The following is a 26,352-nucleotide window of genomic DNA, read 5'->3' on the forward strand; positions in this document are numbered from 1 at the left end:
TGGTTACTCAAATATAAACCAACTATACATTTACCCGCCCCGTTAAAAACGGGTAAAGCGTATTTTTAAACTACGGCACTATTTTATCTAAAGGCGGTATATTATTCTCTGACCCCGCATAGCCTTTGTTTTGATTAATATGCCCATTGATGTTAAGATCGATATCCGATTGTGGTATCGGCCATAGCACGTGATATGGGGAGATGGTATAATGATTACCCGAGTTGGTTACAACTGCTGGATTTTTGTAAAAATCATTTTTCTCCATTATCCTGTCGTAAAAGAAGTTATCGGTAGAAAAACTTGCCACGCTGTAAGTTTTACCATTGTATGCCGCTTTACCTGTTTGGGCAAAAATATAGGCTATACGTGTTAACTCGGATTTACGTGGCTCTTCCCAGTAAAGCTCCCTTTGGCGCTCATCCAATATAGTACCTATGTTTACTTTACTGTCGTCGGTTAACAATTCCGCTTTTGCGCGGGCTCTTACTTTGTTAATATCAGCCATGGCAAGCGCTGTTTGGCCTTTCCACCAGTAAGCTTCGGCACGCAACAGGTAGGTTTCTGCTAAGCGGAACACATACCAATCGGTATTGGTACCACGCGGCGGCGACCACCATTTATCAACGGCTGTTTTACCAGAACCGATGAACACCTTATAATGCGGCCAGCCAAACCATGCCCTGATGGTATCTTTTGCACCGTTCAAGAACCTTTTATTTACGTTTGCAGCAGTATACTGTTCCAGGTTTTTACCGTACCAGGCAGCATCGGTTGTTTTAAGCCCGGGTTGGTTGTAAACCAGGTCTGTCATATTCATCCACATACCTGGTGCATGGCGCAAGTCTGTATTGTCTGTCCAGATGTATTTGGTAGCATACGGCGTACCGCGCAAACGGCCAATACCACGGCCATACCAAAGCGTAATCGGGAACTCTTCCGTAATTTTGTCTGAAATACCCGGCTTTAATGCACCCGGGGTAAGTATGGTGCCATTGTGCCACATAGGTACGCAGTTACGCATCACTTGTGAGCCATTAACAGTAGCGCCATCCAGCGTTTCGCGGTCTATCACTATGTAAAGCGCTTCGGTGTTCGAGGCTATCGCTTTATTTTCCGGGCGGTGCAGGTCCCAAACCACGTTCTTCGACGCGTCGCTGGCAACAATACCAAAGCGATTGGTCATTAACGCGTATGGGCCGTTTATTGCAACGTTTGCCGCTGCTATAGCTTCGTCAAACAAGCCTAAGGCAAGGTCTATCTTAGCTAATAAATGTGCAGCAGCGCCTTTAGATGGCTCGCCCTTGTTGCCATTATCAACCAGTTTGGTGATGGCAAAGTCCAGGTCTGTTTTCATCTGTTTAAGTATTACCATGCGCTGGGTGGTGAGGTAGCCGGTATTCACAGCGCTTTCTTCCTTCAGTATCAATGGCACATCGCCAAACTCGTGCACCAGGCGATAATACCTGTATGCCCGGTGAAAATAAGCGCCAGCCAGCACTTTGTCACGTTCATCATCCGAAGGCCAGGTGATGCCGCCTGCCCTTGATATAATTACGTTTGCATCGTGCACGCCCTGCCACCATACCTGCCAGTAACGGCCTATCTTATTGTAATCGTCGTTGTTTAGGTTAGCAGTTGGTGTTATCCTCACGTTAAGGTCCTGCGCCGGGGTGGTTTTATCTGTTGTGCCTTCCACAGCCGCATCCGTAAATATCGACTCGGTGAGCATTGGCGCTGAGTCGCCAAAGTACTCGAACCGCACGCTTAAGTTAAGGTTAAGCAATGCTGCCCTAAAAGCTGCCGGCGAGTTAAGCGTGTTATCCGGTGTGAATTTTGAAGGCGCTTCCGGAACCAGTTCGTTCAGCTTTGTACACCCGCTGCCAATAAGTATGGCAGTTGCCATAAAACCGGCTATAATATTTTTATTTATCTTTTTCATATCTAATCACTTGATCCGTTAAAAAGTTACGTTAAAACCTGCAGCCAAATACCTTGGGGTTGGGCCGTTGTTCTGAGGGTCCCACAGTGGCCAGTCGGAAAATACTGCAGCGTTGGTAGCGTTAACAAACAGTTTGGCACTTGCCATACCCAGTTTTTTTATAAGCTGCGGACTAAAGTTGTAACCCAGCGATACCGTTTGCAACCTCACGAATGATGCCTTGCGCCAAACGTTAATGGTAGTGCCGGATGAGCCTGAGTTTAGGCGGGCGTAATCGTTTATGGGGTTATCGGTTGTCCAATACGGCAATGCATAAGAGTTGGTTCGGCCATACCCTACGCCACCCAAATTGTTGGTGGCCTGGTTATACTGCCTTAGCTGGCCCATGCTGGAAATGAGCATGAACGAAAAATCGAAATTGTGCAGGAAATTAAAATCGTTACGTAACGACCAGCTGAACTTAGGCGTAGTGGTACCCAAAAACACTTTATCATCGTTGGTAAACTTAAAATCGCCGTTCATGTCCTGCAGTTTAAAGTCGCCGGGTTTGGCGCCGTATTTTGCAGCTTCGGTGGCATCGGGGGTTTGCCATACGCCCAGTATTCGGTAATCCCAAACGGCAGCAATATCGTGCCCTATAAACCAGCCGTTACCTATGTCGTCATTCTCTTTTGTGATGGTATTACCGCTTGCATCGGTGGTTTGGTACTCGCCATACAAGTGAACTATTTTATTGCGGTTAAAGTAAAAGGTACCGGTAGCATTCCAGTTAAAGTTTTTACTCTGTATTATTTTACCTTCCAGCAATACTTCCATACCCTTATTGGTTACTTCGCCAATGTTGGTAAAGGGGTTAGAGTTAACCAAGCCTTCTACCAACGGGATAGAACGGCTTACAATGAGGTCGGTAGTTTTACGCTTATAAACATCTATTGAACCACTAAGGCGGTTATTCAGGATTGTAAAATCTAAACCAATGTTGGGGCCTGTGGTGCGCTCCCAGGTAAGGTCGCTGTTTTGCAGCGAGGTTACATAAATGCTGTTGTTGTTCACCACAACGCCGCCCGGTGTAACCGTGGCGTATTTTTGCGCCACAATGGTGGCCAGTGCAAGGCTTGGGTCGGCAGTGCCGCTCGGTAAACGGTTACCATTAGATCCGTACCCTACGCGAAGTTTACCAAAGTTGAGCCATTTAAAGAAATCGCCCTTAAAGAATTTTTCATCGCTAAAGGTCCAGGCCACGGCACCTGTAGCATAATTCTGCCGTGGTTTCTTTAAACCAAATGGCGAGAAACCATCGCGACGGGCGGTGAAAGTAAAATTGTACCTGCCCAGCAGTGTGTAGTTCAAACGGCCCATTAACGCATCGGCGTTATAAACACGGTCGTCGCTGCCTTCTATCGGCAGCGTACCCGCGCCTATGTTGTGGTACCCCAATACATCGCTTGGGCTAAACTGGGTGTTAGAAGCAGTGGTGTACCAGCTTTGATATTTTTCTTTATTGAGCAGAAACGTTACATCAAACGCGTGGATACCAAAGTTTTTATTCCAGTTAAGGATGTTATCGAGATTGTACCTGTACCTGTTCTCCATGGTGCGGATACCGCTACCACCCGAAAGCTCATTAGGATTGGCCACCGGACGGAAGAAGAAGTTGCGGTACGATTCTATCTGCGGAGAAAAGTTAAGGGTGTATTTAAACCCGAAAGGAAGATCTACACGCGCAAAAAGCACGCTGAATAACTCGTTTTGCACGTTAACGTTGGAGTTGTAGCGCTGGCCCAGAAAGGGGCTACGCTGGTTCAAACCGCTGTCGTCGGTATCTATCCTGCGCAGCGATCCGTCGGCATTGTAAACATCACCATAAGGCGATGAGTTAATGATCTGGGTCCAGTCGGACTCGGTGCGGTCTATCGACTGATTGGATAAAGAAGCGGCCGAAGCGCCTTCGTCTCTCACGGCAAACTGGGTGTTCATACCAAGGGTGAGGAACTTGGCGGCTTTACCTTCCAGGTTGGCGCGGAAGCGGATGTTATTGTACTGGCCACCATTGATGAGGTTCTGATTTTTTGTAAAGTTGCCCGAGAAGTAATAGCTCACATTATCGCCGCGGCCGGATAAACTTGCGGTATAATCCTGCCTTACGCCGTTCCTAAAAATCAGTTTACTCCAGTCGGTTACCTTACCGTTCTGGTAATTGGCTATCTCGTTGGGGAACAAGCCCAGGCGCTGCAGGTAAATGGTAACCGGATCGCCTGTCGCCCCGGCCAAAAACTGGGCGGTGGTTACACCATCGGGCAGGGCCCTTGGGTCGCTATAATAATAGTAGGGGTTTGATGAGTTGGCGCTTCGCTGCACGTCGGACCTCCAGTTCAGGAAGCCTTCGCCCTGGTAAAACTTTTGGTTTTGCAGCAGTTGGGCGATGCCTGTATTGGCGTTCAGCGTAATTACGGAGCCGCCCTTTTTACCTTTTTTGGTAGTGATTGCAACTACGCCACCGGCCGCCTGTGCGCCGTAAACGGCCAGCGCGCTTGGGTCGCGCTGTACATCTAAGCGGTCAATATCATTGGGGTTAATGTCGGCCAAGTCGCCAAAATAGATCACACCATCCAGCACGATCAATGGCCGCACGTTACCCGAAAGACTGGCCTGGCCGCGTATTTGCAAGTCGCCAACACTGCCGCCTTTAGGCGAAGTGCTTAACGATACTGAAATACCCGGTACCGCACCGCGCAAAACGTCGGTAACGCTGGCCGGGTTATCGTTTTCAAATTTATCTGCTTTTACGCTGGTGATAGCACCTGTTACGTCTTTTACCGCACGGGTACCATAACCAATAACTACAACCTCGTTAAGGTTGCGCGAATTTGGCAATATCTGCACATTGTATTCGGTAGCAGAGCCAACGGTTACCTCCTTTTGAGTATACCCAATAAACGAAAACACCAGTACCGCGCCTGCATCTGCATCAAGCGAATATTTACCGTTAGCATCTGTTGTGATACCTATGGTGGTGCCTTTTATTCTTACGCTTACGCCAGGCAAAGGCAGGTTTTTTTCATCGGTAACAACACCTGTTATTTTTGCCTGCGTAATTGCGGCAGTGTTATTTGGCAGGGTTTCGCCGGTTGGGGTTGCCCCGCCCGGATGCACTTTGCTGTTATGCGCGTTTGCACTTGCACCCATCGCGAAAAGCGAAATGGCGACCAAAGCGGCACATCTTTTTAACGTTTTTTGTAGAGGTCTATTCTTCATATTGATATGTTAAGAATTAAGGTTTAAAAAAAATGACAAAAGGATTCCCCGGCGGTTGTGCACCGCAATTTTTTTAACAAGAGAATCTGGATCTTAAATTTTGCCGGGTTGTGGCGTTAGCGGCCCGCTACGTTACTTTTTCGTTGGTTGTTTGTTTCATGGTTGCTGTTAGAGTTAGTTGATACTGGTATTTTGGTTATTGGTTGAGAGACAAAAGGTATTTAGCAAGATCGGTAGCGGCTTTATCGTTATCAAAACCGGCCGGTAACCTGCCGTTCACATATTCATTATAAAGCCAGGGATCGCCCACGGCTATAACAGTGCCTTTGCCGTATCTGGCAATCGCCGCGATGGCGGCACCACCGGCGGTTGTTAATAGTGGTTTGGCTGTGCCTGTCAGGCTAATGCTGCAGGCGTCTTTTATAAAAGCTTTTCTTGCTGTTTTAAAAAAAGGGTTATTGTCGATAATAACCGCGCCATCTTCAAAATGCGCGTCGTCGATCACATGGTTTTGCATGTCGTTATTAAAATGGAGGCCAAAGTACCCGGCAAGCAGGTTAAAATGATTCAGCTCTACATTTGCGCTATCGTTTGCCATTAAAATCAGCACGCCGCCTGCCTTTACCCATTGGGCGATGTTATCCGCGTCGGCTTTTTGGATATAGTTCGGCTGCTTATTTTCTTTTTGGCTATCGGGGTCAACAATGATGTATACGGCTACATTCTTTAAATTTTGGGGAGTTGGCGCAACATCAATGCTGGTAAGTGAAGCGCCCTGAGATTTGAAGATACTACCCCATACCGAGAACCCGGAATTGGCGGTATCTTCCCATAGGTAATGGAACCGTTCGGCCTGCCCGGCTTTGGTAGTATGTGTTTCGTGGTTAAAATAATAATCAAGCGCAACGGTTTGGGCCATTGCCTTACAGGTAACCATTGAATACACGAAGAGCACGATAACGGCCAGCTTGCGTTTCATTTTAGAGAGATATTTAATAATTATTGCAGTGTTTATAATTGGCGTATTTACAACTGCACTAACCAAAAGTACTTTTGTTAGCTTACCGTTAACATATATCAGGCATATTTATTTACGACATCGTTTTCGCTGCGCAATAGTTGGGGCTATTGTTGTATTATTTACACAAACATTTCAGCAAAAAACTAAAAACACTAAGTAAGTTGGAGAGGGTGGGAATTACGATTACTGGCGGGCGGTAGAATCGCGTGTAACCAATTGGGTAGGTAATACCAGCGTTTCAAAATCATAAATCGGCCTTTTGGCTAAAATGAGTTCTAACAGTTTCTGAGTGGCCTTCTGCCCCATCTCAAAACCGGGTTGGTAAACCGAACTGAGCGAAGGGTTCAAAACATCGGCCAGGGTGGTGTTGGTATAACCGATAAGCGCTATTTCTTGAGGGATCTTTATTTTAAACTTGTTCAGTAAACTCAGCGTAGTTGTGGTGATCCTGTCCGATGTGGTGAAGATGGCATCGGGTTTATCTTTAAGCGAGAGCAGCTCGTTCAGTGCATTCTCTATCTCGCCAATATCGCGGCCGCCATGCGGGCAATACTTTATATAGGCTTCGTCAATAGCTATCCCGGCTTCTTCCAAGGCCTTCCGGTACCCGGCGAAACGTTCTTTGGTGATAGATATATTAGGCGGGCTGGTGATATGCGCTATGCGTTTATAGCCAGAATCCAACAGGTGGCGCGTGGCATCATATCCTCCTTTAAAATTATCGGCAATTACTTTATGGGTGTCAATCTCGTCGGTAATACGATCAAAGAAAACAATTGGCAGGCCTTGCTTGTGCAGCGTCTTCAGGTGCGTTATATCGTTGGTTTCGGTTGAAAGAGAGATCAGCAAACCGTCGATAGAACGGTGCGTAAGGTGCCCCACGTTCTTTACCTCCAGCTCGTAAGATTCGTGTGTTTGCGTGATGATAACATTAAACCCGGCCTCGTAGGCTACAGATTCGATACCGTTAATTACCTGCGAAAAAAATTGATTTTCGATGGTGGATACCACAATACCAATTGACTTGCTGCGCCCCTGCTTTAAACTTTGGGCAATAGGGTTTGGCCGGTAATTATGTTCCTGCGCGTACTCTTTTACCAGTTTCTTTGTATTCTCGCTTATCTCGTAACTATCCCGTAACGCTTTTGAAACAGTAGATACTGAAAGATTTAGCGCCGTAGCGATATCTTTTATGGTAATTGAGCTGAAGTTCATATTGGCTAATTGTTAAATAACAGTGGTAGCTATTTTTTAACATTTCACCAATGTAATAAATTCTTGCTTAATAAAGCCTAAATATTACTATAAAGTTACAACTTTCATACGGGGTGTTAACAGGTGCATCACCAGCCAGGCCAGTAAATAAGCGCAGGCGCAAATAGAAAATATGATATTGTAACCAGCCGTAATATGGCCCGCCACTTTATAGGTTTCCAATATCCAGCCAACCAGCAGCGGGAATATAATGCCCCCTACCGAGCCCGCCATACCGCCAATACCTACCACAGAGCTAACCGCCCTTTTAGGGAACATGTCTGACGCGGTAGTAAATATATTGGCGCTCCACGCCTGGTGTGCCGCTGCGGCTAAACTTATCAAGGCAACCGCCTGCCAAATATTGGTGGCATACCGTGCACCAAATATGGGCAGCACGCAAAGCGCGAATAAAAACATGGCCGTTTTACGCGCTTTAAAAATGGGCATCCCGCGTTTAATAAACCACGACGACAGGTAGCCGCCACCAATACTGCCAATGGTAGTAGCCGTATACACGATAACCAAAGGCAGACTTGGTTTGCTCAGATTTAAGTTAAACGTGCTGGCAAAATACGAGGGTAGCCAGAACAGAAAGAACCACCAGATAGGGTCGGTAAGGAATTTACCGATCACAAACGCCCAGGTTTGCCTGATGGCGAAAAGCTGTACCCATTTAACCGGGGTTTGAGCAGCTTCCGGCTCGTCGTTGATATCGCTATGGATATATTTAAATTCAGCTTTGTTTATTTGCTTGTGCCTGGATGGCACTTCGTAAAACAGCCACCAAAATATAAGCCATATAAAGCCAATTGCACCGGTAATCAAAAACGCCATCTGCCAGCCGTAGATCCCCAATATCCAGGGGACCATCACAGGCGCTGCTACCGCGCCAATATTTGCACCCGAATTAAATATACCCGTTGCCAGCGCCCGCTCTTTTTTGGGGAACCACTCGGCCACCACCTTAATAGCTGCCGGGAAATTACCCGATTCTCCTATCCCTAAGGCAGCACGCGCCGCGCCAAAACCTAAGGTAGATTTTACCAAAGCATGTAACATAGCAGCCAGGCTCCATACAATAAGCGAGATAGTGTACCCCAACTTAGTGCCCAGCTTATCAATAACACCGCCAAAGCCAAGCAAGCCAATAGCGTAGGCTGCCTGGAAAGCCATAACAATATGCCCGTAGTCTTCCTCCGTCCAGTTAAATTCCTTCTCAAGTGTTGGTTTCAGGAAGCCTATTACCTGCCTGTCGAGATAGTTAATGGTTGTGGCAAAAAACAGCAGGCTTACTACAACCCAGCGGTAATTAGTTTTTTTTGTATCGCTCATAATTGATGATTCTATCGTGGGGAAATACGCCTGTTTTATTACCTGATATTTTCGATCTTGATGGCATCCATATCGGTATAATCGAGGTTTTCGCCCCCCATTCCCCATATAAAGCTATAGTTACTGGTGCCTGCACCCGAGTGCATACTCCAGGGCGGGGATATCACCGCGTTATAGTTATCTATTAAAATGTGCCTGGATTGTGTTTCCTCCCCCATCAAATGAAACACTTTTTGCCCTGCGGGGATATCAAAATAAAAGTAAGCTTCCATGCGGCGGTCATGTACATGCGGCGGCATAGTGTTCCATACACTGCCGGTATGCAAAATAGTTAAGCCCATTACCAGTTGGCAACTGGCTATCCCCGCTTTGTGGATGTATTTATTGATGGTGCGTTTGTTGGCAGTATCATCGCCGCCGGCGTTAACTTTTTCCGCGTCGTTAATGGTCATCAACGATGTTGGGTAGTTTTTATGCGCTGGTGTGGAGAGCAGGTAAAAAACCGGTGGCTCGGCAACATTGGCGGCGCTAAAAGTTACTTGCTTAACACCCTTGCCTATATACAGGCAATCCAGCTTGTTTAATTTGTAAACGATTCCGTCAGCGGTTACCTCGCCATCTCCGGCCACGTTAATAATGCCTATTTCGCGTCGCTCTAAAAAATATTCGGCTTTAAGGTTGTCGTAAGTATTGAGGGTTAAAGGTTGCGTTACCGGGTGCGCTACACCTGCTATAACACGATCATAGTGGGTATACACGCAATTTATCCGGTTGGGCTGCACAAGGTTTTCCAGCAAAAATCTTTCGCGTATCAGTTCAGTCTGATAGATCTTAAAATCATCAGGGTGAACACTGTGTATTACTTTCAAAACAAGAAATGTTAGGGTTAAATTATAATTGTTTGGCAAGTGTACAATTATGCAATAGCAATCAAAAACAATCGCCTTGTTATTTCTACGCAAACGTTATCGACGATTTTAAATGCATCTGTCCCTTCTAAACACAATCCTCGCAACTATAACGTTTGCGTAGAATTACCCGCCAACACGAGGTGCTTATTAAGTATTTCCTTGTAATATTGGCTTGTGATAGCGCCAATTCCGCCCCGGTATTAGCGTTGTAAGCAAATGCCAATTAATAACCAATATGAAAATTAAACCCATTTTACAGCTTGCATTAGCTGTTATCAGTTTTATCACAATGGAAAATACCGCCCTTGCACAAACCAAAACTAACAACAGTGTTAATCCGCAAACCGCAACCGAATGGCTTAAAGGAAAGTCTTGGAACGGGGGCCTAAAACTGGCGGTACATCCCTCAACCAACGCGGTTGAATTTTACCGGCAATATCATAGCAACAAAGCGGTATGGGATAAAGTGATTTTGTTTTTAAAGGAAACTAATTTAGATACCCTGAGCACCGGAAAACACCCAATAGATGGCGATAATGCTTATGTAAGTGTAACCGAAGGGCCTTCAAAAGAATTGGATAAAGCAGGCTGGGAATCGCACAAAAAGTATATCGACCTGCAATATGTAATACATGGCAAAGAGCAAATTGCCGTATCGCCAATAGATAATGCAACCGTTACCAAAGTTTACGACGAAACCAAAGACGTTGCAAATTATACAGCCGCAGGCACTTTTTACACCGCGGAGCCCGGCACCTTCTTCCTGTTTTTCCCGCAGGATGTACACCGCCCCAACATTAAAGTGGCCGGGTACGATATTGTTAAAAAATTAGTGATCAAAATTAAAGTGGTTAACTAAGTATCAAACTATTTATGAAGACTAAACACATCCTTTCGCTTTTGCTATTTGGCGCGGCAACCTTAAGCGCATCGGCACAAAACAACAATGCCAAAGCAATGCAGTTCGCGCAGCGCCAAACCCGGGTATTACTAACCGAAACCGCCAAAACAAAAGCCACGGCTGGCAAGCCAAACTTATTATCGCCACGCACGCTGGATGGCAGCGGCAACCTGGTATTGGTATCACCCAAGGATTGGTGCAGCGGCTTTTTTGCTGGCAACCTGTGGTTTTTGTATGAGTATACCGGCGATACCTTCTGGAAAGAACAATCAGAACCCTTTACCGCCGTTATGGAGGCCGAGAAAACAAATGGCGGCACACACGATATGGGCTTTAAGCTCTACAACAGCGTGGGTAACGCCTATCGCCTTACCCATGAGCAGCGATATAAAGATGACATTATTGAAGCGGCAAAAACGCTGATAACCCGATTTAACCCTAAGGTAGGCAGCCTAAAATCGTGGGATAACCGTAAAGAATGGAAGTTCCCGGTTATTATTGATAATATGATGAACCTCGAACTGCTTTTTGAGGCGACAAAATTAAGCGGCGATTCCAGCTTTTATAAAATAGCGGTAGCCCATGCCAATACAACGCTGAAGAATCATTTCAGGGCGAATAATAGCTCTTATCATGTGATAGATTACGACCCGGAAACCGGCCAGGTGGCGCATAAACAAACGCACCAGGGCTTTGCGGATAGTTCGTCATGGGCGCGCGGGCAGGCATGGGGCTTATATGGCTATACCATGTGCTACCGCGAAACCGGCAACATAATTTACCTGCAGCAAGCCGAAAAGATAGCCAAATACATTTTTAGCGACCCGCAAATGCCCGCTGACCTGGTACCCTACTGGGATTACGATGCCGCTAAACAAGGCAACCAGCCACGCGACGCTTCTGCAGCCGCTGTTACGGCATCGGCACTTTATGAATTAAGCACTTACAGCACAAACGGAAAATTGTACAAGAAAAAGGCCAATAAAATTCTAAACTCCTTAAACACCAGTTACCAGCCCCAGACTGATAGCGCACGCGGTTTTCTGCTGCTGCATAGTACCGGGCACAAACCCGCCAACAGCGAAATTGATGTGCCGATAATTTACGCGGATTACTACTACCTTGAAGCCCTGCTCCGTCAAAAGCACCTTGCAGATAAGAAACCGGTGATAAACGCCGTTGGTATTTTTAAAAATTAGTGATGATGCAAAGCGATCTGTTCCAGTTTGAAGATAGTACCGAGTGGCTAACCGTAGCTCCGGGCGTTCAACGGAAAGTGTTGGGCTACGATAATAAGCTGATGATGGTGAAAGTAAGATTCATGAAAGGGGGGCGCGGTGACTTGCATAGCCATGAGCATTCGCAGGTAGCATATGTGGCAAGCGGCTCCTTTGAAATGACACTGGGCGAAACTGTAAAAATCATAAACGAAGGTGATGGTTACTATGTACCACCCTTTACGGTGCACGGCTGTGTTTGCCTGGAAGATGGCATACTGGTAGATGCCTTTAGCCCGGCACGCCTGGATTTTGTAAGTACCGACGGCAAATAAGGTTGGATTGGGTTTGTGTAAACATCGTATAATTATTTTTCGGATGAAGAAGCTGATATGTTTTTTGAGTTTAATGACGGTTGTGTTTGCTGTAAAGGCGCAGATGACCAGCCTCAATAAAAAAGAAGTCGCGTTAATGCGCAAGGCCATAAACAGTAATGCCGACTATAAAAAAGCATTTGAACCCTATCAGCAAGCAGCAGACAGCGCGTTGAACCAAACGCCAAACCCAATTGTAGAAATATTATCGCAGGGACTCTTAGCGGGCGACCCGAGGAAAACCGCCAGCCTTAAAGCCGTTGAAGATGCTTATAAAACCTATGCGCTGGCATTAGCCTATACTTACTTCGGCAAGGCAACGTATTTAACTAAGGCCACCGATTTTTTGACCGCTTGGGCTACCACAAACAAAGCCACCGGCGACCCTATCAACCAAACCAAGTTGGAGGATATGGTAACTGCTTATGACTTGGTAAGAAACAAAATGAAACCAGATCCCCGCACCCTGATAGATGCCTGGATGAAAAGCATTGCCGATACGCTGGTGAATAGTCCGTATGCTAAGGGCGGCAGGGGAACAGCGATCAATAATTGGAATTCGCACCGGATAAAAATGATAACGCTGATTGCGTATACACTACACGATGAGAGCTACAACAGTATCATTACACAGGAACTGGAAAAACAACTGAACGTAAACCTAAATCCCGACGGCACCACGCACGATCTGTTGGAACGCGATGCTTTCCACTACCAAACTTACGACCTGGAGCCTTTGATATCTACCTGTATCGCCATTTACCAGGCAACTGGTAAAAACTACTTTACCTATCAAACTGCCAATGGTTCGTCCATTAAAAAGTGTGTTGATTACATGACGCCGTTTATGACGGGTGAAAAAACACACCCCGAATTTGTGAAAAGCAAGGTACCGTTTGATTTAAAACGTGCCCAAAACAACGAAAAAGGCTACGCCCCCGGCACTTTGTTCGAACCTAAGAACGGCATTGAAACCTTCGCTCTGGCGGCTTATTTTGATGACGACTATACCGTGATCATACGCAAAGCCGCGCATAACAGTACTTACATGAACTGGCGCTTAGCTATCAATAAGGTTGCTGCCGATGCCGCCGGAGCTAAATAAACTTTAATTGAACTAAATTTTGCGCTTTATACCAGCAGCGCTATATTTGTATTTCGCAAAACTCGTCCTGCAACGGCAGGATTTTTTGTTTTGTTGAACCTATCCGGAGAGGTGTCAGAGTGATCGAATGTGCCTGATTCGAAACCAGGTGTACTGTTATAGGTACCGGGGGTTTGAATCCCTCCCTCTCCGCTTTTCCCCGCCACCGCGGGCATATAAAAGCCCGGTGAACTTGCAAGTTTACCGGGCTCTTTTATGATTTTAATTTTAAGGTAGGTTTACGTTTGCGTAGGTGCCCTGCCTCGCCAATAAAAAGCCTTTAAGTTCCTGCAGTTTATCGGTATTTATGAGATCCACCCCGCAGTTTAATAATTGGGTCCAAACCAGCTCACTTTCGGGCGAGGCCCAGAGTCTTACTTTTTTGCCGAATTTATGGGCCATGTTCACAAAGGCAATAAGTTTCTGCTTTTGGGCTGTCGGCATTTCGCCTTTGCCATTCCATTTAACTATTTTCCCGTATTTGCAGCTTGCGGTTTGGTACACGTTGGTAGCAAGCGTATCGTGGTAGGTTTTCATCAAGTCCTCATCAATAAAAGCAAGGCGGTTTTGCTCTGCCTTTAGCATTTTAAATGGTTTGTTACCCGTTATCACAACGTTTATATGGCGCTGTACGTAAACACCGTTTTCGTACCCGGAGATCACCGACCTGTATTTATCAAGCAGCACCTCTAAAGCCGAATAAGTTTTATTAGCGTTAGATTTGATATCTATCATCAGGGTAATAGGTGCCACAGGGCGGCTCGCCAGTTTGCTGGTGCCGCTAATGCAATCCATCAACGGCGCAAGATAAAGGCTTTCCAGCGTGCGGGTTTTCTCCAGCATGGGCAAAATATGCGCTACTATCAGCTTGCCATTGCGCAGGTAAATATCGGCTTCTACGTGTGTAAAACCATTATCGAGCGCATCAAACAAAGGTCGTTTGTGCCAATAGTCATTATGGGCGAAGGCATTTGCGAGCGGGATGGATTGGGCGAAGCTTTTGAAACTTGCCATCATCATCCACAATAATAAAAATAACTTAACAAAGCGCGGGTACTGGTTTCCTCTTGGCATAAGTCATAATTGTTTGCCCTAAGATAGGGATATAATCAATACCAAATGATAATTCTATGACAATTGCATGTTAAATTTCGTTAAATTTTTTCTCTACGAGAAACGCTCTTAAAACTAAAAATTCACAGGGGAATAGCCTGGGTTTATTTAGCTTTAGATGAGCCCCGGATATTGAAATCTGTTTTCAGCACGATGGATTGGGAACTGATATGCTGGGATGAAGTGTTTAGTTTGTTCAGCAACACAGTTATTACGCTATCGGCAATAGCTTCGATAGGCTGGGCTATCGCGCTCACAGGTGGCGAGAATAGTTTAAACACATCATAATCATCAAAGGAGATAAGAGCAAGGTCATCCGGTACTTTTAGCCCAAGGTTATTGATCACCTTTAACCCGCAGGTGCCTACATGGTTGGTACCAAAGAACACCGCATCGAGGTTTTTATTTTTTTTGAGGAAGGTAGCTATAGGCCCCATGATGAGTTCTTCGTTCTGATCGAACACGATCTCCTGCACCACGGGCCTTAATCCGCTGGCCTTTATCGCGTCTTTATAACCCTGCAAACGAGCTTGCATTTGAGTTTGATGCGACGCGAAGGTAACAAAGGCAATGTTTTTATACCCCTGCTGCACCAAATGCATCGTGGCATTGTAGGTGCTGAACAGGTTGTCTATCTCCACATAGTCGGTACTTACATTTGGCAAATGCCTGTCGAACAAAACCACGGGCATCCCGTCTTTTATCAGCGAGCTAATGTCCTCCTCTATGCCTTCGGGCGGGGCAATAATATAGCCATCCACATGCCTGTCGCGGAACATATTGATGAGGTCCTTGGTTTTAGAGGTATCGTTATCGGTACTGCAATAAATAATTTTATAACCGTTTTTGTAGGCCCTGTCTTCAATGAGCCTAGCTATAGCGGCGAAAAACGGGTTGGAGATATCCTCCACCATAAGACCAATGATATTTGATTTACCGGTGCGCAAACTCTTGGCGAGCGAATTGGGCTTATACCCTACTTCGTCTACAAATTTTTGTACGCGTTCCACCAGTTCTTTACCAATCCGCTTCTCCTGCGCACGCCCGTTCAAAATAAAAGAGATAGTGGTTTTAGAAACGTTTAGGTGGTTGGCAATATCAACTATGGAGAGTTTTTTCACGTGCTGTTTTTATAAATTCAAATATAATTAATATCACAAACAAGCTGAGCAATAAATGCCTGTTAAATCGATTTATTGTAAAGATTTTCAATAAAATTCAATCATCCAAATATTATTTTGCCATAAAAATTATACTGCAACTGAGCTTTTATTTAAGCGCTTGTAATTAAAGCCGAAAAGGAAGATAACCGCATAACAAATAATGGGTAAATAATAGGCATGCGCCACGCTGTGGTTGGCAACTAAACCCATCAGCAGCGGGAATAAGCCACCACCTACAACCCCCATCACAATAAACGATGAGGCCTGCTGCGTTTGCTTACCCATGTTCTTCAACCCAAGACTGAATATGGTTGGGAACATAATGCTGAAAAAGAAATTGATGAACAAAAGCGCCACAAACGATACCCATCCAAAACCCTGCGCTACAATAAGGCACATCAAAATATTTGCGAGTGCAAAAGCAGCTAACAATTTATAAGGCGCAATAAAGCGCATCAGGAACGTACCTGCGAAACGGCCTGTCATCATCATTACCATACTCAGCGCAAAAAATCTACTCGCATTAGCATCGCTAAAATGCATCACTTCGTGCCCGTAGTTGATAAAAAAGGCCCAGGTTCCGCCTTGAGCGGCTACATTGAATAACTGCGCTATCACCGCGAAAACAAAGTGCTTATGCTCAAAAAGTTTTTTATCGGCATGGGGCGCTTCTGCAACCGAATAAGAATCAGTTGCCACTACATGCGGGTCGTTAAGCGCGGGGACTTTTACAAATGCAAACGCGATAGCTATTACGGCAATTACGGCGCCAATGGTAATATAAAGGTGCTTTACAGATACCAGGTCCTGCTCGCCCGCGAAGATAACAGAGCTGCCAATAATTGGCCCGATGATACCGCCTACCCCATTAAATGCCTGGGCAAAGTTGATGCGCTGGTCGCTGGTGCACTGGTCGCCCAGGGACGCTACAAAGGGATGCGCTACAGTTTCTAAAGTTGCCATGCCGCAAGCTAAAATAAACAACGCTACCCGGAAGAATGTAAAAGATCCGGCGTTCGCCGCAGGAATAAACAGGAATGCCCCTACGGAATAAAGCAGCAGCCCCAGCAAAACGCCGTTCTTATATCCAAACCTTTTCATGAACACCCCTGCCGGGATCCCCATTACAAAGTAAGCCCCAAAGATGGAGAACTGTACATAGGCCGACCGGGCCTTGCTTACGTGCAACACGTTTTGAAAATGCCGGTTCAGCACATCGCCCAGCGTCATAGAGATGCCCCACATCAAAAACAACGAGGTAACAAAAAGCAGCACTAACAGGTATTTCCGTTCGGTAAACTTGGGTTTGGCGTCCATCCGGCAAAGTTTAAATTGGGGTTATATTGGTGCTGTAAATTAACTCAAATGTTTTGCAAGTACCAAATAGCCTTCATCCATCACTGATGATTTTTCGCTTATATCAATTATTAAGGCCGCTCAGCGCGCGATAAAGAGAACGGCCTGTCCTCCGGTGCAAGCCCACGGGTTAAATTGGGTTGAGCGCCCATTTCCAAATGCAGCACACCGCCATTCATAATATCGGTTTGCGTAATAAAATTATGCGTGTACGGCTTGCCGTTTAACTTTGCCGACTGGATATACACATTAGCCTTGCTGTTGTTATTTGCCTCGATGGTGAATTTGTTGCCGTTCTCCAGCGCTATCGTCATTTTTTTGAACAGCGGACTGCCGATAACATACTGATCGGTTCCCGGGCAAACGCTGTAAAAACCCGCCGCGCTCAACACAAACCAACTCGACATTTGCCCCTCGTCTTCATCGCCGGGGTAACCGTTCTCGGTTGCATTGTACATTTTATTCATTACCTCGCGCAGATGCATTTGCGCTTTCCAGGGCTGGCCGGCGTAGTTGTACATGTACAGCATGTGGTGGATAGGTTCATTCCCCTGCGCAAACTGGCCCATTTTAAACTCGGCCATCTCCGTCATCTCGTGGATAACCTGCCCGTAGCCACCAACCTTTATGGTGCCCGGCTCGCTGAATACGGAATCTATCTTCGCGGTGAAATTCTTGTCGCCCCCCATCAGGTTGATGAGCCCTTGCGTATCATGAAAAACCGACCAGGTCCAATGCCAGGCGTTACCCTCGGTATACGGCCCTCCCCAATCCATCGGGTCGAAGGGTTCTATCCAATCACCCTTAGCATCTTTAGCACGCATAAAACGCGTTTTCGGGTCGAACAGGTTTTTATAGTTATACATCTGGCGGGCAAAAACATCTTCGTAATATTTATTGCCAGTTGCTTTTGCCAGTTGATAGGCGCAAAAATCGTCATAGGCAAATTCCAGTGTCCAGGCGGTGGCCCCTTCGGTTTGTTTGGTGTACGGTACAAAGCCATTGGCATAGTATTCCTTCCAGCCCGGTCTGCCGTTGGCACTTCCCCATGGGCCTTTGTTTGTGGCCTCGTGGTAGTAAGCTTCCAGGGCTTGTTTTGGGTCGAAACTGTGGATGCCCTTCATCCAGGCATCGGCTAATAACGATATGGAATGGTTACCCAACATGCCACCCGTTTCGCCGGGGAAAGACCATGAGGGCAACCAACCGCATTGTTTTTGAGCATCCAGAAGGGCCTGGACCAATTGCCCCTCCATTTTTGGATGCAAAATAGTATTCAGCGGAAACTGGGCGCGGAACGTGTCCCAAAAACCGTTATCAGTATACATATAACCATCGTGTACCTTACTATCGTAAGGGCTATAGTAATACGGTTTACCATCTTCGCCATATTCAAAAAATTGGTGCGAAAACAGGTTGGCGTGGTACATACAAGAGTAAAAGGTCGCCTTTTCTTCTTCGGTGCCGCCCTCAACCGCCATACGGCCAAGCAGCGCGTTCCAAATTTTATCAGCCGCTTTATGGGTATCATTGAATGATCTGTAGCCGCCTAATTCTGTTTTTAAAGTAAGCGCGGCCTGCGCCGGGCTAATGTATGACGAAGCCACTTTTGCCTGTACCGTCTCGCCATCTTTAAACTTAATGTAAGCGCCAACACCTTCCCCTTCGGCGGTTTTGTTATCGGCCGTGGTGGTATTCTTTTTATTTTCCCAGGTACCAAAAGTGGTAAACGGTTTATCAAAAGTGATGATGAAATAGTTTTTAAAGCCCTGCGGTGCCCAGCGGCAATTGTTTATATAGCCCGTAATGGTTTTTGTTTTGGGGTGGATGCTTACCATGCTCATTTTGGTATAGCCATCCAATACAAGATAGGAACTTGCCCCCTTGGGGAAGGTAAAACGCAGATGCGCACCGCGCTCGGTGGGCGACATTTCGGTGGTGATATTGTTATCCAGCTTTACTTTGTAGTAGCTGGGCTGGGCAATTTCGTTAGCGTGACTGAAGGATGCCGCGCGTTTATCCTCGTTCACCACCAGGTCGCCGGTAACAGGCATCAGCGAAAACACCGCATAATCATTCACCCAGGAACTGCATTGGTGCGACTGTTGAAACCCGCGAATAGTTTTCTCAAAGTATTGGTACTTCCAGCCGTCTCCGTTTTTACCGGTTTGGGGCGTCCAGGTGTTCATGCCAAAGGGTAGCGAAGTGGCTGGATAGGTATTACCGTACGAAAATTCGTATTTGGTATTGGTACCCTGCCGGGTGTTTACATACTTAACCAGGTTTACTTCCTGTGCCGAAAGCATAAGGGTAAAAAGTACTAAGGCTGTGCAGACATGTAAAACTCTCTTCATTTGTAAACGCAATTTACCAACAATCCATCTAATTAGCAGCTAAAATCGTTTTAGCAATTGTTAAAAAAAGAGGAGGCGCCACCGCCTCCTCCAAACCAAAAATAAACCAAAAAATACTATTTTATCAGTGTTTGATACATGACATCAGCCACTTGCCTGTTGCCCTCGGCATTCAGGTGCACTCCATCCACAGTGAGGATGTCCCTGTCTTTGTTCCGCGGATTATTTTTTAAACCGTACTCGTGGAAGATCTTACGGAAATCTATCAATCCGCAATTGTTTTGTGCCGCTACATCACGGATGATTTGCGAGTATTTGTTCAGATCGCCATCCAGTTCATTGCTAAAATCGGTTTTCTCTCCTACAGAAGCCGGGGTACAGATGGTAACTTTAATACCCTTTGCCTGGAATTTCTTGATGAGCGCGGTGTAGAATTTGCCGAACTTATCCCAATCGGTGCCGGTACCAAACATGCGTTTGTGCCAAACATCGTTCACCCCCACCCATATCACAACCACATCGGGGTTCTTGGCAAGCACATCATCTTCGTAGCGGAGGTACAGGTCGTAGATCTTATTACCACCGATGCCTGCCCCGGCGGCCTCGTAATCGGTGGCCTTGTTATTATCTTTTAATTTTCGCTGAAATAGGGTGATATAGCCATCCGGGCGTACACCGTATTCGGTGATAGAATCGCCGAAAAACACAATTTTAACTGGATTTTTTATTTGAAAGCTGCACATTACCACAATTGCGGCAAGCATAAATAATTTCTTCATTTTAGTTTAATTGGCATAAATGCTAAATTGATTTAGCTAAATTATATATTTTTTTTAAAGTAACAAATTATATGTGAGAATTATTGAAAATACCTTTTTGGGAAAGGTTTTTCGGGTGTTTGCAGTGAGGACACCGCAAACCTGGAATATAAACAGGCTGGCGGTGTACTCACCGCCAGTATAGCCAACGCTCGCGATACTTTCGACATTTAAAAGTTTGTGGTGAGGACACCACAAACAAGGAAGAGCCCTGCTGATGGTGCCCCCACCGCCAGCTTTAAACTTTAATACCTTTTCGACGGTAAAAAAAAGCTTGTTTTGTGTTAACCTTTAAAAATACAACTTATTGATTAATAATATTTTAAAAGGTTAACACTTTGAATTATGTTAACTTTTGTAAACTTTTTTGCTGCGCGCCATGAGTAGAAAAATGAAGAAATATACATACGCTCGCCTGCCGGTGTCCCCGCCAAAGGCATAACCGACTACTGAAATTTCACCCGGATAAACCGAGGACGGTACAGGTTGGGATGTACTGTAAGATCCTTAATAAATTCTACAGAGTTGATATTGTAGCTAATCAGCAGTTCCCCCGGTTTAGATAAGCTCGGGTGAGCTTTGGCATTGTACACCACAAAGGTTTTCTCCACCAGGTCGGGTTTGCAATCCCATAGCTTAATGATCGGGCCAAACGGACCTACAGGACTCGCCCCTATCCGCATCCCTACAATGGTGCTCATGCCTCCCTGCTGAAAAATCAACGCGTATCGCCCGTCGGGCAGGGCAGATACGCTAAGCTCGTTGGATACGCCATCAGTAATGTTGGCCACTTTTCTAATATCGCTTACCCAGGCATTGCCATCCCAGTAGGTCCACTTGCTAAAATTTTCAAAATCTTTTGGCAGCACGCGGGCCACCATCAGGTTTTTTACCATACCGCGAACCCCGTAGGTATAAATATAGCCATCGGGTTGAGGGGCGCCGGCGGCTTGGGTATTTACATAAACACCCGCACCAAATGATCCGATATCATTCTTTTCGTCCAGCAGGTAAAGGGGAGTATCCATCTGTTTCAGATCCTTGTACGGTGGCTTGCTGCCTGCCGGAATTTTGATAAGCGTATTGCCAACTTCCCTAAACCCGAATGCACCGCTGCTTACATTGCGTACCCGGTAGCCGAAGATGTAGGTGGCATTATTTGCCTGGTTTACAAAGCCATCACCCAGCCAGTAGTAGTCTGTGCTGTCGGTTTTAGATGTTTTGGGGATGAAGAGCGATTCGGCATTACCCTTGCCGTCCTTATCCCAATAAAACTTCATTTGGTTAGCCAATGGCTTATTCCCATTGAGTAACGCAACCGAATTATGGATCATTTTATAGCCCGGCATCATGGTATTATCGCGAATCTCGCCGATCATGCTATCGCTAAAAATGAATAAGATCTTATCCTTTGGTTTGGACTGCCTGCCCTCTACCCCGCTTAGCGGAATGGTGTAAATGCCGTCTCCGCCAAACCAGCCTGTATTACGCTTCAGCAATGCCGACCATTCCGGCGCTTCGGTTACCGTAAATTTTATATCCGTAAGGTTTACGGGGTTGGTTTGGGCCATGCCTTTATGCATCGCGCAGCAAATAAAACACAATAGCACAAGCCTTTTCATTTGGGGAATGGGGTTAATTATCAATTGTTTAAGCGGTTTTCTTGGATGTTCCGTAGCGTTTATAGCCAATAATCGTTAGCCCGGCCAATCCGCCAAGCAACATCAGGCCGCCTATTAATTCGGCCTGTGTAAAAGTAAGTCCTAAAAAACTGTAATAAAAATTTATGCGGATATGCTCTATAAAAAATCGTTCTCCGCCGTTGAGGATGAGGTAGATAGAGAACATAAGCCCTGGTATTTTTATCTTTTTGCGGAAGCCCCACATCAGCCCGAACATGCCGATGCACAGCACCAGTTCGTAAAGCGGGGTTGGATATACGCCCTGCACCAGCTGGTTACAGTAATTACCATTACAGCCGGGGATAGGTACGCCCGCATTAATAGAGTTATGCGGATATTTAAAGCTCCAGGCCCAATCCGGTAAACCACTGAGCCATTTTGGTTTAGCATGGCGGTTGATGATACCCCAATCGCCATCGCCGGAGAGCTGGCAGCCGATGCGGCCAATGCCATAAGCCAGCATCATACCGGGCGAACCTATATCTGCCAGGTGCACCTGTTTCATGCCGTGGCGGTAGCCGATGTAGAGGTAGGTAAGCGCCCCAAATATCAACCCGCCGTAGTAGGCAAAACCGTTTACAGAGAACAGCACGCCAAGCGGATCATACAGAAACTGATCTATATGTTCCACTGTATCAAATAGTTTGGCTCCTATGAAACCAAAAAAACCTACACTAAAAACGATAAGCCCCATTAGCTGGTATGGGTGCCTGGTTTGCTCTACTACCTTTGGTTGGGGCAGGGCTTGCTTTCTACGGTCGAGGTATATCCAGAGGGCAAAACCCGCGCCCAACAGGATCCCCGCGATGATGTTGCCCTGTGTAGATAAAATGTATGCCCTGGGGTCTGTTTGGAATTTGCGGTAGTTGAGCACAGCGCCAAATACCTTGAAGCCGAAGGCAAACCCCAGCATAAAATTTACTACAATATCCAATACAGTAGCCTGTTGGCCTACAAGTACTTTACGTTTAAAAGCATGGATCTTTCCATTCGCCTCATAGCGTTTAAACTCCGATGTAAAAACAATGTACGCCAGCAAAAACGACAAAACGATAAACAACCCAAGCATTTGTATGGGGAACGAAAACCGTACATGAAAGAGGTAGTAAACCAGGTCGCCTATGGTTGGGAACATGTTGCTAATGTATAAAATAGCGAGGCAATAACTGTGATGGACTGTGGACAGAAAACGGCGAAAAACGAATTTTTTTTGCGGTTTTTTTGCTAAAAAATGTACCTTTTTTTGAAAAAAAGGGCGAAAAACGCGCTTTTTTACGCTTTTTTTTTGTCCTGAAAAACAACAAGGGTTAACACCTTACCGGCGTTAACCCTGCTGCTCAAATTTCAATCAAATTTAAAAGCCTAACTGGATCCCAAGGTTCACTACACGCTGGTTGATGTAGGCATCGCCCGCGGTGTTGGTTGAGATCTCCGGATCCTGCTGATACTTGTTGTAGTTGTCCCAAGTGAACAGGTTGTACGCGCTCATATAAATGCGGGCGTTATTTATTTTAAACGGCAGCAGCTTGCTTGGCAGCTGGTAGCCAATGTCGATAGTTTTTAAACGGATATAGTAGGCATCAACCAGCCAGTAATCGCTAAAGTAGGCGGTTGGGCTATTTATTGATGTTGGGTTAAAACCTAACCTTGGGAAATTAGCCGTGCTTGCTGTTGCGGGTGTCCAGCGTTCCTGGTGGATGGGCTGAAACTGGCTCTGGAACGGCTCTATACCTGTACCCAGTACCGCGAAGCTGTAGTTGAACGAACCCTGGAACAGCACGCTTACGCTAAAGCCTTTGTAAACCGCCTGCAGGGATAATCCTAATATGGTATTAGGCAGGTTGGGGTTGCCAATGGCGCGTTTATCAAATACGTTGATGATCCCGTCGCCGTTCAGGTCCTGGTACCGCAGGTCGCCGGGTTGCAGAGGGATGCCATTATCTGGCAGGGCAAGCGCGTTACCCACGTTTGAACCCTGATGCGCGGCTTTGTAAGCGGTAATGGCGGCAATATCGTCTGCAGTGTAGTAGCCCAAAAAGTGGTAACCTTGTTGCTGGCCAATAGGGTAACCTGTTTGTGCCAGCCATGGGTAGGCAGGCGAGGCCTCGTCCTTAAATAAAATTTTATTTTTGGCGTAAGAGAATACCAGGCCGGCACTGTACTGCAGTTTGCCCGAATTGCCGTGGTAGCTGATCTGCCCGTCGAAACCCTGGTTTTGGGTGCGGCCAATATTTACGGCTGGCAGGTCTACCCCTAATATCAATGGCACGCTGCCCGGTGTGATGAGCTGGTTGTAGCGCACATCGTGGAAATAATCTACCGTTACCGATACCTTATCCTTAAATAAGTTCATATCCAAACCAATGTCGAGCTTTTTGGCGCGCTCCCACACAACTTCGCCGTTCCCTAACGAACCCTCGGCAATGGCACCATAATTTTGCTGCGATTGCCCAAAGTTGTAACTGCCGCTGTTGTTATAAACCTGGTTGTACACGTAACGGTTGCCCGGGGCGGCATCAGAGCCTACTAAACCATAGCTGGCCCTTAATTTAAACAGGCTGAACATTGGCAGCGCATCCGTAAAGAAATCTTCCTTTACTAAGTTATAACCAACACTTACCGCCGGGAAGATGCCAAAACGGTGATTGGCGGCAAAACGGTCGGTACCGTTATAGGCCACGTTAAAATCTACCAGGTATTTCTGTTTGTAATCATAAGCTACCTTACCAGATACGCCCCTGAATTTCTGCGGCACGGCTACCAGGTTGCCGGCTAAAAGGGGCGCGGCATACAGGGTATTTGATGTTTGGTTGAACAGGGCCAGCGCCGAAAAGTGGTGTGCATTACTAAAGGTACGGTCGTAATTTAAAAACAACTGGAAGTTGTAGTTATTGGTGTTGATATCGGTATTACCGGTAAGGCCGTAGTTTTGATACACATAAGTTGCACCCGGGCGCAGCGAATACTGCTGCGTAACCGCATCGTAATGGTAAGCGGGGATGCCCTCGTTAAAGATCTGCTTGGTAAACTGCTCGGTGCTGGAGTACGCTATACGGCCGGTTAATGACAGGCCATCGGTAAGCGCATCCAGCTTTTGGGTAGCGCCAAACAGGAAGTTAAAATCTGTTCTGCGCGAGTGCTGGTAACCGCCCGTGGCCAGCCTTGCATTCAGCGTTGGCAGGTGGGTGGGGTTAAAAGACGAATACGCGTAGCTATACGTGCCATTGGGGTTTAGGTAAGGCGCTGTAAATGGTGTCTCCCTGGTGAAATCATAGATCTCGCCTACCGCGTTTTGGTTGTAAGGCTGGTTTAAATCGCTAAAACGGGTTGTAACATCCAAACGGAGGTCTAAAGTGCTGTTTACCCTAAGATCTAAGTTCGACCGGAAGTTATACCTGCGGAAATAATAGTTGGTGTTTACCAGTGCCTGCGGATCGGCAAAATCGCGCACCAAACCGTTTTGGTTTAAGGCGCCGCCAGATACAAAGTATTTTAGCGCGTTCGTTCCGCCCGATATGTCCAGGTTGGTGTTGGCCTGGTAGCTTTGTTTTTTAAAGATCTTCTCGTACCAGTTCACATCCGGGTGGCCATAAGGGTCGTCCCCGCTTTTAAAGTGGTTCAGATCGGCCTGGCTAAAGCTCTGCTGCAGGCCGTCGTTTACCTGTGCTTCGTTTATCAGCACGGCGGCATCGTAAGAGTTTAAAAACTTCGGCGTTTTTGTTGGCTGGGCCGCGCCGCCCTCTACCCTGATGTTAATTTTGGGTGTGCCGCTTTTACCGCGGCGCGTGGTTACCACCAGTACGCCGTTGGCACCCTTAATACCGTAAATGGCCGTTGTTGATGCATCCTTTAATATAGAGATGCTTTCTATCTCGTTTACGTTTATCTGTTGCAGCTGATCGTACTTGTACTCAATATCATCAACAATAATAAGGGGCTGGTTACCTGCAGCGTTTAATGAGCTTACCCCACGGATGTAAAAATCAGACGCATCCTTACCCGGCTGGCCCGATCCCTGTTGCGAAAAGAAGCCCGGCAATTTACCGGTAAGCGCGTTTTGCACGTTGGCTGTTGGTACTGTACGGATCTCGCCTGCCGATATGGAGCTTACCGCGCCTGTGTTGGTGATACGTTTGCGGGTACCGTAAGCCACTACTGATACCTCATCGATACTGTTGATGCTTGTTTGCATGATCAGATCGAGCACCTGCCCTTCCTGCACCCTTACTTCCTGGGTATTATAGCCTATAAAGCGTACGATTACCACCTTGCTCTGACCTTTCAGCGTAAGCGAGAAACGGCCGTTCACATCGGTAGTAACGCCATTGGTTGGCAATCCTTTCTCCACTATGGATACACCGGGCAGTACGCCCGAAATATCGCGTACCTTGCCGGTAATGGCTGTATTTTGAGCATACAAAGCCGCCGGAAGCAATGTTAGTATGACTTGAAAGAAAAGTATTATTTTTCTCATAACTTCTTAATTAATGGGTTTAATTGATTCTTTCAGGT

The 26,352-nt window shown here is 46.3% G+C and carries 18 protein-coding genes and 1 tRNA gene; 5 read left to right on the forward strand and 14 right to left on the reverse strand.

Annotation, left to right across the window (positions count from 1 at the left end):
- Positions 1–70 precede the first annotated feature (70 nt).
- From EPL05_RS12235 to kduI, 6 genes are all read right to left on the reverse strand, one after another.
- Complete coding sequence (locus tag EPL05_RS12235; RefSeq protein WP_128534258.1) at positions 71–1,942, reverse strand: RagB/SusD family nutrient uptake outer membrane protein; 1,872 nt, start codon at positions 1,940–1,942, stop codon at positions 71–73.
- A gap of 18 nt (positions 1,943–1,960) precedes the next feature.
- Positions 1,961–5,197, reverse strand: a complete 3,237-nt coding sequence (locus EPL05_RS12240; protein ID WP_243837284.1) for a SusC/RagA family TonB-linked outer membrane protein — start codon at positions 5,195–5,197, stop codon at positions 1,961–1,963.
- 196 nt (positions 5,198–5,393) lie between these two features.
- The gene (locus tag EPL05_RS12245; RefSeq protein ID WP_128534259.1) at positions 5,394–6,176 is read right to left on the reverse strand and encodes a DUF4350 domain-containing protein; all 783 of its coding nucleotides are present in this window, start codon (positions 6,174–6,176) and stop codon (positions 5,394–5,396) included.
- A 225-nt stretch (positions 6,177–6,401) separates the two neighbouring features.
- Positions 6,402–7,433, reverse strand: a complete 1,032-nt coding sequence (locus EPL05_RS12250) for a LacI family DNA-binding transcriptional regulator (protein ID WP_128534260.1) — start codon at positions 7,431–7,433, stop codon at positions 6,402–6,404.
- Between the two features lie 87 nt (positions 7,434–7,520).
- Positions 7,521–8,807, reverse strand: a complete 1,287-nt coding sequence (locus tag EPL05_RS12255) for an MFS transporter (protein WP_128534261.1) — start codon at positions 8,805–8,807, stop codon at positions 7,521–7,523.
- Between the two features lie 38 nt (positions 8,808–8,845).
- A complete protein-coding gene (gene kduI / locus EPL05_RS12260) occupies positions 8,846–9,676 on the reverse strand; it encodes a 5-dehydro-4-deoxy-D-glucuronate isomerase (protein ID WP_128534262.1) in 831 nt (276 codons plus the stop codon).
- Between the two features lie 277 nt (positions 9,677–9,953).
- Here kduI and EPL05_RS12265 point away from each other — a divergent pair, with 277 nt between their 5' ends.
- From EPL05_RS12265 to EPL05_RS12285, 5 genes are all read left to right on the forward strand, one after another.
- Positions 9,954–10,577 carry a YhcH/YjgK/YiaL family protein gene (locus tag EPL05_RS12265; protein ID WP_128534263.1) on the forward strand — a complete coding sequence of 208 codons (624 nt, stop codon included), beginning with the start codon at positions 9,954–9,956 and terminating at the stop codon, positions 10,575–10,577.
- 14 nt (positions 10,578–10,591) lie between these two features.
- Positions 10,592–11,818, forward strand: a complete 1,227-nt coding sequence (locus EPL05_RS12270) for a glycoside hydrolase family 88 protein (protein WP_128534264.1) — start codon at positions 10,592–10,594, stop codon at positions 11,816–11,818.
- Between the two features lie 2 nt (positions 11,819–11,820).
- A complete protein-coding gene (locus EPL05_RS12275; protein WP_208394737.1) occupies positions 11,821–12,171 on the forward strand; it encodes a cupin domain-containing protein in 351 nt (116 codons plus the stop codon).
- Between the two features lie 43 nt (positions 12,172–12,214).
- Positions 12,215–13,315: an alginate lyase family protein gene (locus tag EPL05_RS12280; RefSeq protein WP_128534266.1), complete on the forward strand. Its 1,101-nt coding sequence runs from the start codon at positions 12,215–12,217 to the stop codon at positions 13,313–13,315.
- Between the two features lie 105 nt (positions 13,316–13,420).
- Positions 13,421–13,507 (forward strand) — tRNA-Ser (locus tag EPL05_RS12285).
- Positions 13,508–13,582: 75 nt separating this feature from the next.
- Here the strand turns inward: EPL05_RS12285 and EPL05_RS12290 are convergent.
- The 8 genes from EPL05_RS12290 to EPL05_RS12325 all read right to left on the reverse strand — a co-directional run bounded on the left by EPL05_RS12290 (position 13,583) and on the right by EPL05_RS12325 (position 26,314).
- Positions 13,583–14,428: a phosphatidylinositol-specific phospholipase C/glycerophosphodiester phosphodiesterase family protein gene (locus tag EPL05_RS12290; protein WP_128534267.1), complete on the reverse strand. Its 846-nt coding sequence runs from the start codon at positions 14,426–14,428 to the stop codon at positions 13,583–13,585.
- A 143-nt stretch (positions 14,429–14,571) separates the two neighbouring features.
- Positions 14,572–15,588, reverse strand: a complete 1,017-nt coding sequence (locus tag EPL05_RS12295) for a substrate-binding domain-containing protein (protein ID WP_128534268.1) — start codon at positions 15,586–15,588, stop codon at positions 14,572–14,574.
- Positions 15,589–15,717: 129 nt separating this feature from the next.
- Positions 15,718–16,947 carry a sugar MFS transporter gene (locus EPL05_RS12300; RefSeq protein ID WP_128534269.1) on the reverse strand — a complete coding sequence of 410 codons (1,230 nt, stop codon included), beginning with the start codon at positions 16,945–16,947 and terminating at the stop codon, positions 15,718–15,720.
- Positions 16,948–17,057: 110 nt separating this feature from the next.
- Positions 17,058–19,340 (reverse strand): GH92 family glycosyl hydrolase, encoded by a 2,283-nt coding sequence (locus tag EPL05_RS12305; RefSeq protein WP_128534270.1) that lies wholly within the window; start codon positions 19,338–19,340, stop codon positions 17,058–17,060.
- A gap of 116 nt (positions 19,341–19,456) precedes the next feature.
- A complete protein-coding gene (locus tag EPL05_RS12310; RefSeq protein WP_128534271.1) occupies positions 19,457–20,119 on the reverse strand; it encodes an SGNH/GDSL hydrolase family protein in 663 nt (220 codons plus the stop codon).
- Between the two features lie 485 nt (positions 20,120–20,604).
- Positions 20,605–21,780, reverse strand: a complete 1,176-nt coding sequence (locus EPL05_RS12315; protein WP_128534272.1) for a DUF4185 domain-containing protein — start codon at positions 21,778–21,780, stop codon at positions 20,605–20,607.
- 28 nt (positions 21,781–21,808) lie between these two features.
- Positions 21,809–22,975, reverse strand: coding sequence for a prolipoprotein diacylglyceryl transferase (locus tag EPL05_RS12320; RefSeq protein WP_128534273.1), 1,167 nt, complete (start codon positions 22,973–22,975; stop codon positions 21,809–21,811).
- Between the two features lie 219 nt (positions 22,976–23,194).
- Positions 23,195–26,314, reverse strand: a complete 3,120-nt coding sequence (locus tag EPL05_RS12325; RefSeq protein ID WP_128534274.1) for a SusC/RagA family TonB-linked outer membrane protein — start codon at positions 26,312–26,314, stop codon at positions 23,195–23,197.
- Positions 26,315–26,352 lie beyond the last annotated feature (38 nt).

This window comes from Mucilaginibacter gilvus, assembly GCF_004054195.1.
Classification (GTDB): domain Bacteria; phylum Bacteroidota; class Bacteroidia; order Sphingobacteriales; family Sphingobacteriaceae; genus Mucilaginibacter; species Mucilaginibacter gilvus.

Coding starts and splice junctions, on each gene's coding strand:
- EPL05_RS12235 (WP_128534258.1), bottom strand. CDS start 1,942: ATGAAAAAGATAAATAAAAATATTATAGCCGGTTTTATGGCAACTGCC.
- EPL05_RS12290 (WP_128534267.1), bottom strand. CDS start 14,428: ATGCCAAGAGGAAACCAGTACCCGCGCTTTGTTAAGTTATTTTTATTA.
- EPL05_RS12245 (WP_128534259.1), bottom strand. CDS start 6,176: ATGAAACGCAAGCTGGCCGTTATCGTGCTCTTCGTGTATTCAATGGTT.
- EPL05_RS12275 (WP_208394737.1), top strand. CDS start 11,821: ATGATGCAAAGCGATCTGTTCCAGTTTGAAGATAGTACCGAGTGGCTA.
- EPL05_RS12300 (WP_128534269.1), bottom strand. CDS start 16,947: ATGGACGCCAAACCCAAGTTTACCGAACGGAAATACCTGTTAGTGCTG.
- EPL05_RS12310 (WP_128534271.1), bottom strand. CDS start 20,119: ATGAAGAAATTATTTATGCTTGCCGCAATTGTGGTAATGTGCAGCTTT.
- EPL05_RS12305 (WP_128534270.1), bottom strand. CDS start 19,340: ATGAAGAGAGTTTTACATGTCTGCACAGCCTTAGTACTTTTTACCCTT.
- EPL05_RS12325 (WP_128534274.1), bottom strand. CDS start 26,314: ATGAGAAAAATAATACTTTTCTTTCAAGTCATACTAACATTGCTTCCG.
- EPL05_RS12250 (WP_128534260.1), bottom strand. CDS start 7,433: ATGAACTTCAGCTCAATTACCATAAAAGATATCGCTACGGCGCTAAAT.
- EPL05_RS12255 (WP_128534261.1), bottom strand. CDS start 8,807: ATGAGCGATACAAAAAAAACTAATTACCGCTGGGTTGTAGTAAGCCTG.
- EPL05_RS12240 (WP_243837284.1), bottom strand. CDS start 5,197: ATGAAGAATAGACCTCTACAAAAAACGTTAAAAAGATGTGCCGCTTTG.
- EPL05_RS12270 (WP_128534264.1), top strand. CDS start 10,592: ATGAAGACTAAACACATCCTTTCGCTTTTGCTATTTGGCGCGGCAACC.
- EPL05_RS12280 (WP_128534266.1), top strand. CDS start 12,215: ATGAAGAAGCTGATATGTTTTTTGAGTTTAATGACGGTTGTGTTTGCT.
- EPL05_RS12320 (WP_128534273.1), bottom strand. CDS start 22,975: ATGTTCCCAACCATAGGCGACCTGGTTTACTACCTCTTTCATGTACGG.
- EPL05_RS12315 (WP_128534272.1), bottom strand. CDS start 21,780: ATGAAAAGGCTTGTGCTATTGTGTTTTATTTGCTGCGCGATGCATAAA.
- EPL05_RS12265 (WP_128534263.1), top strand. CDS start 9,954: ATGAAAATTAAACCCATTTTACAGCTTGCATTAGCTGTTATCAGTTTT.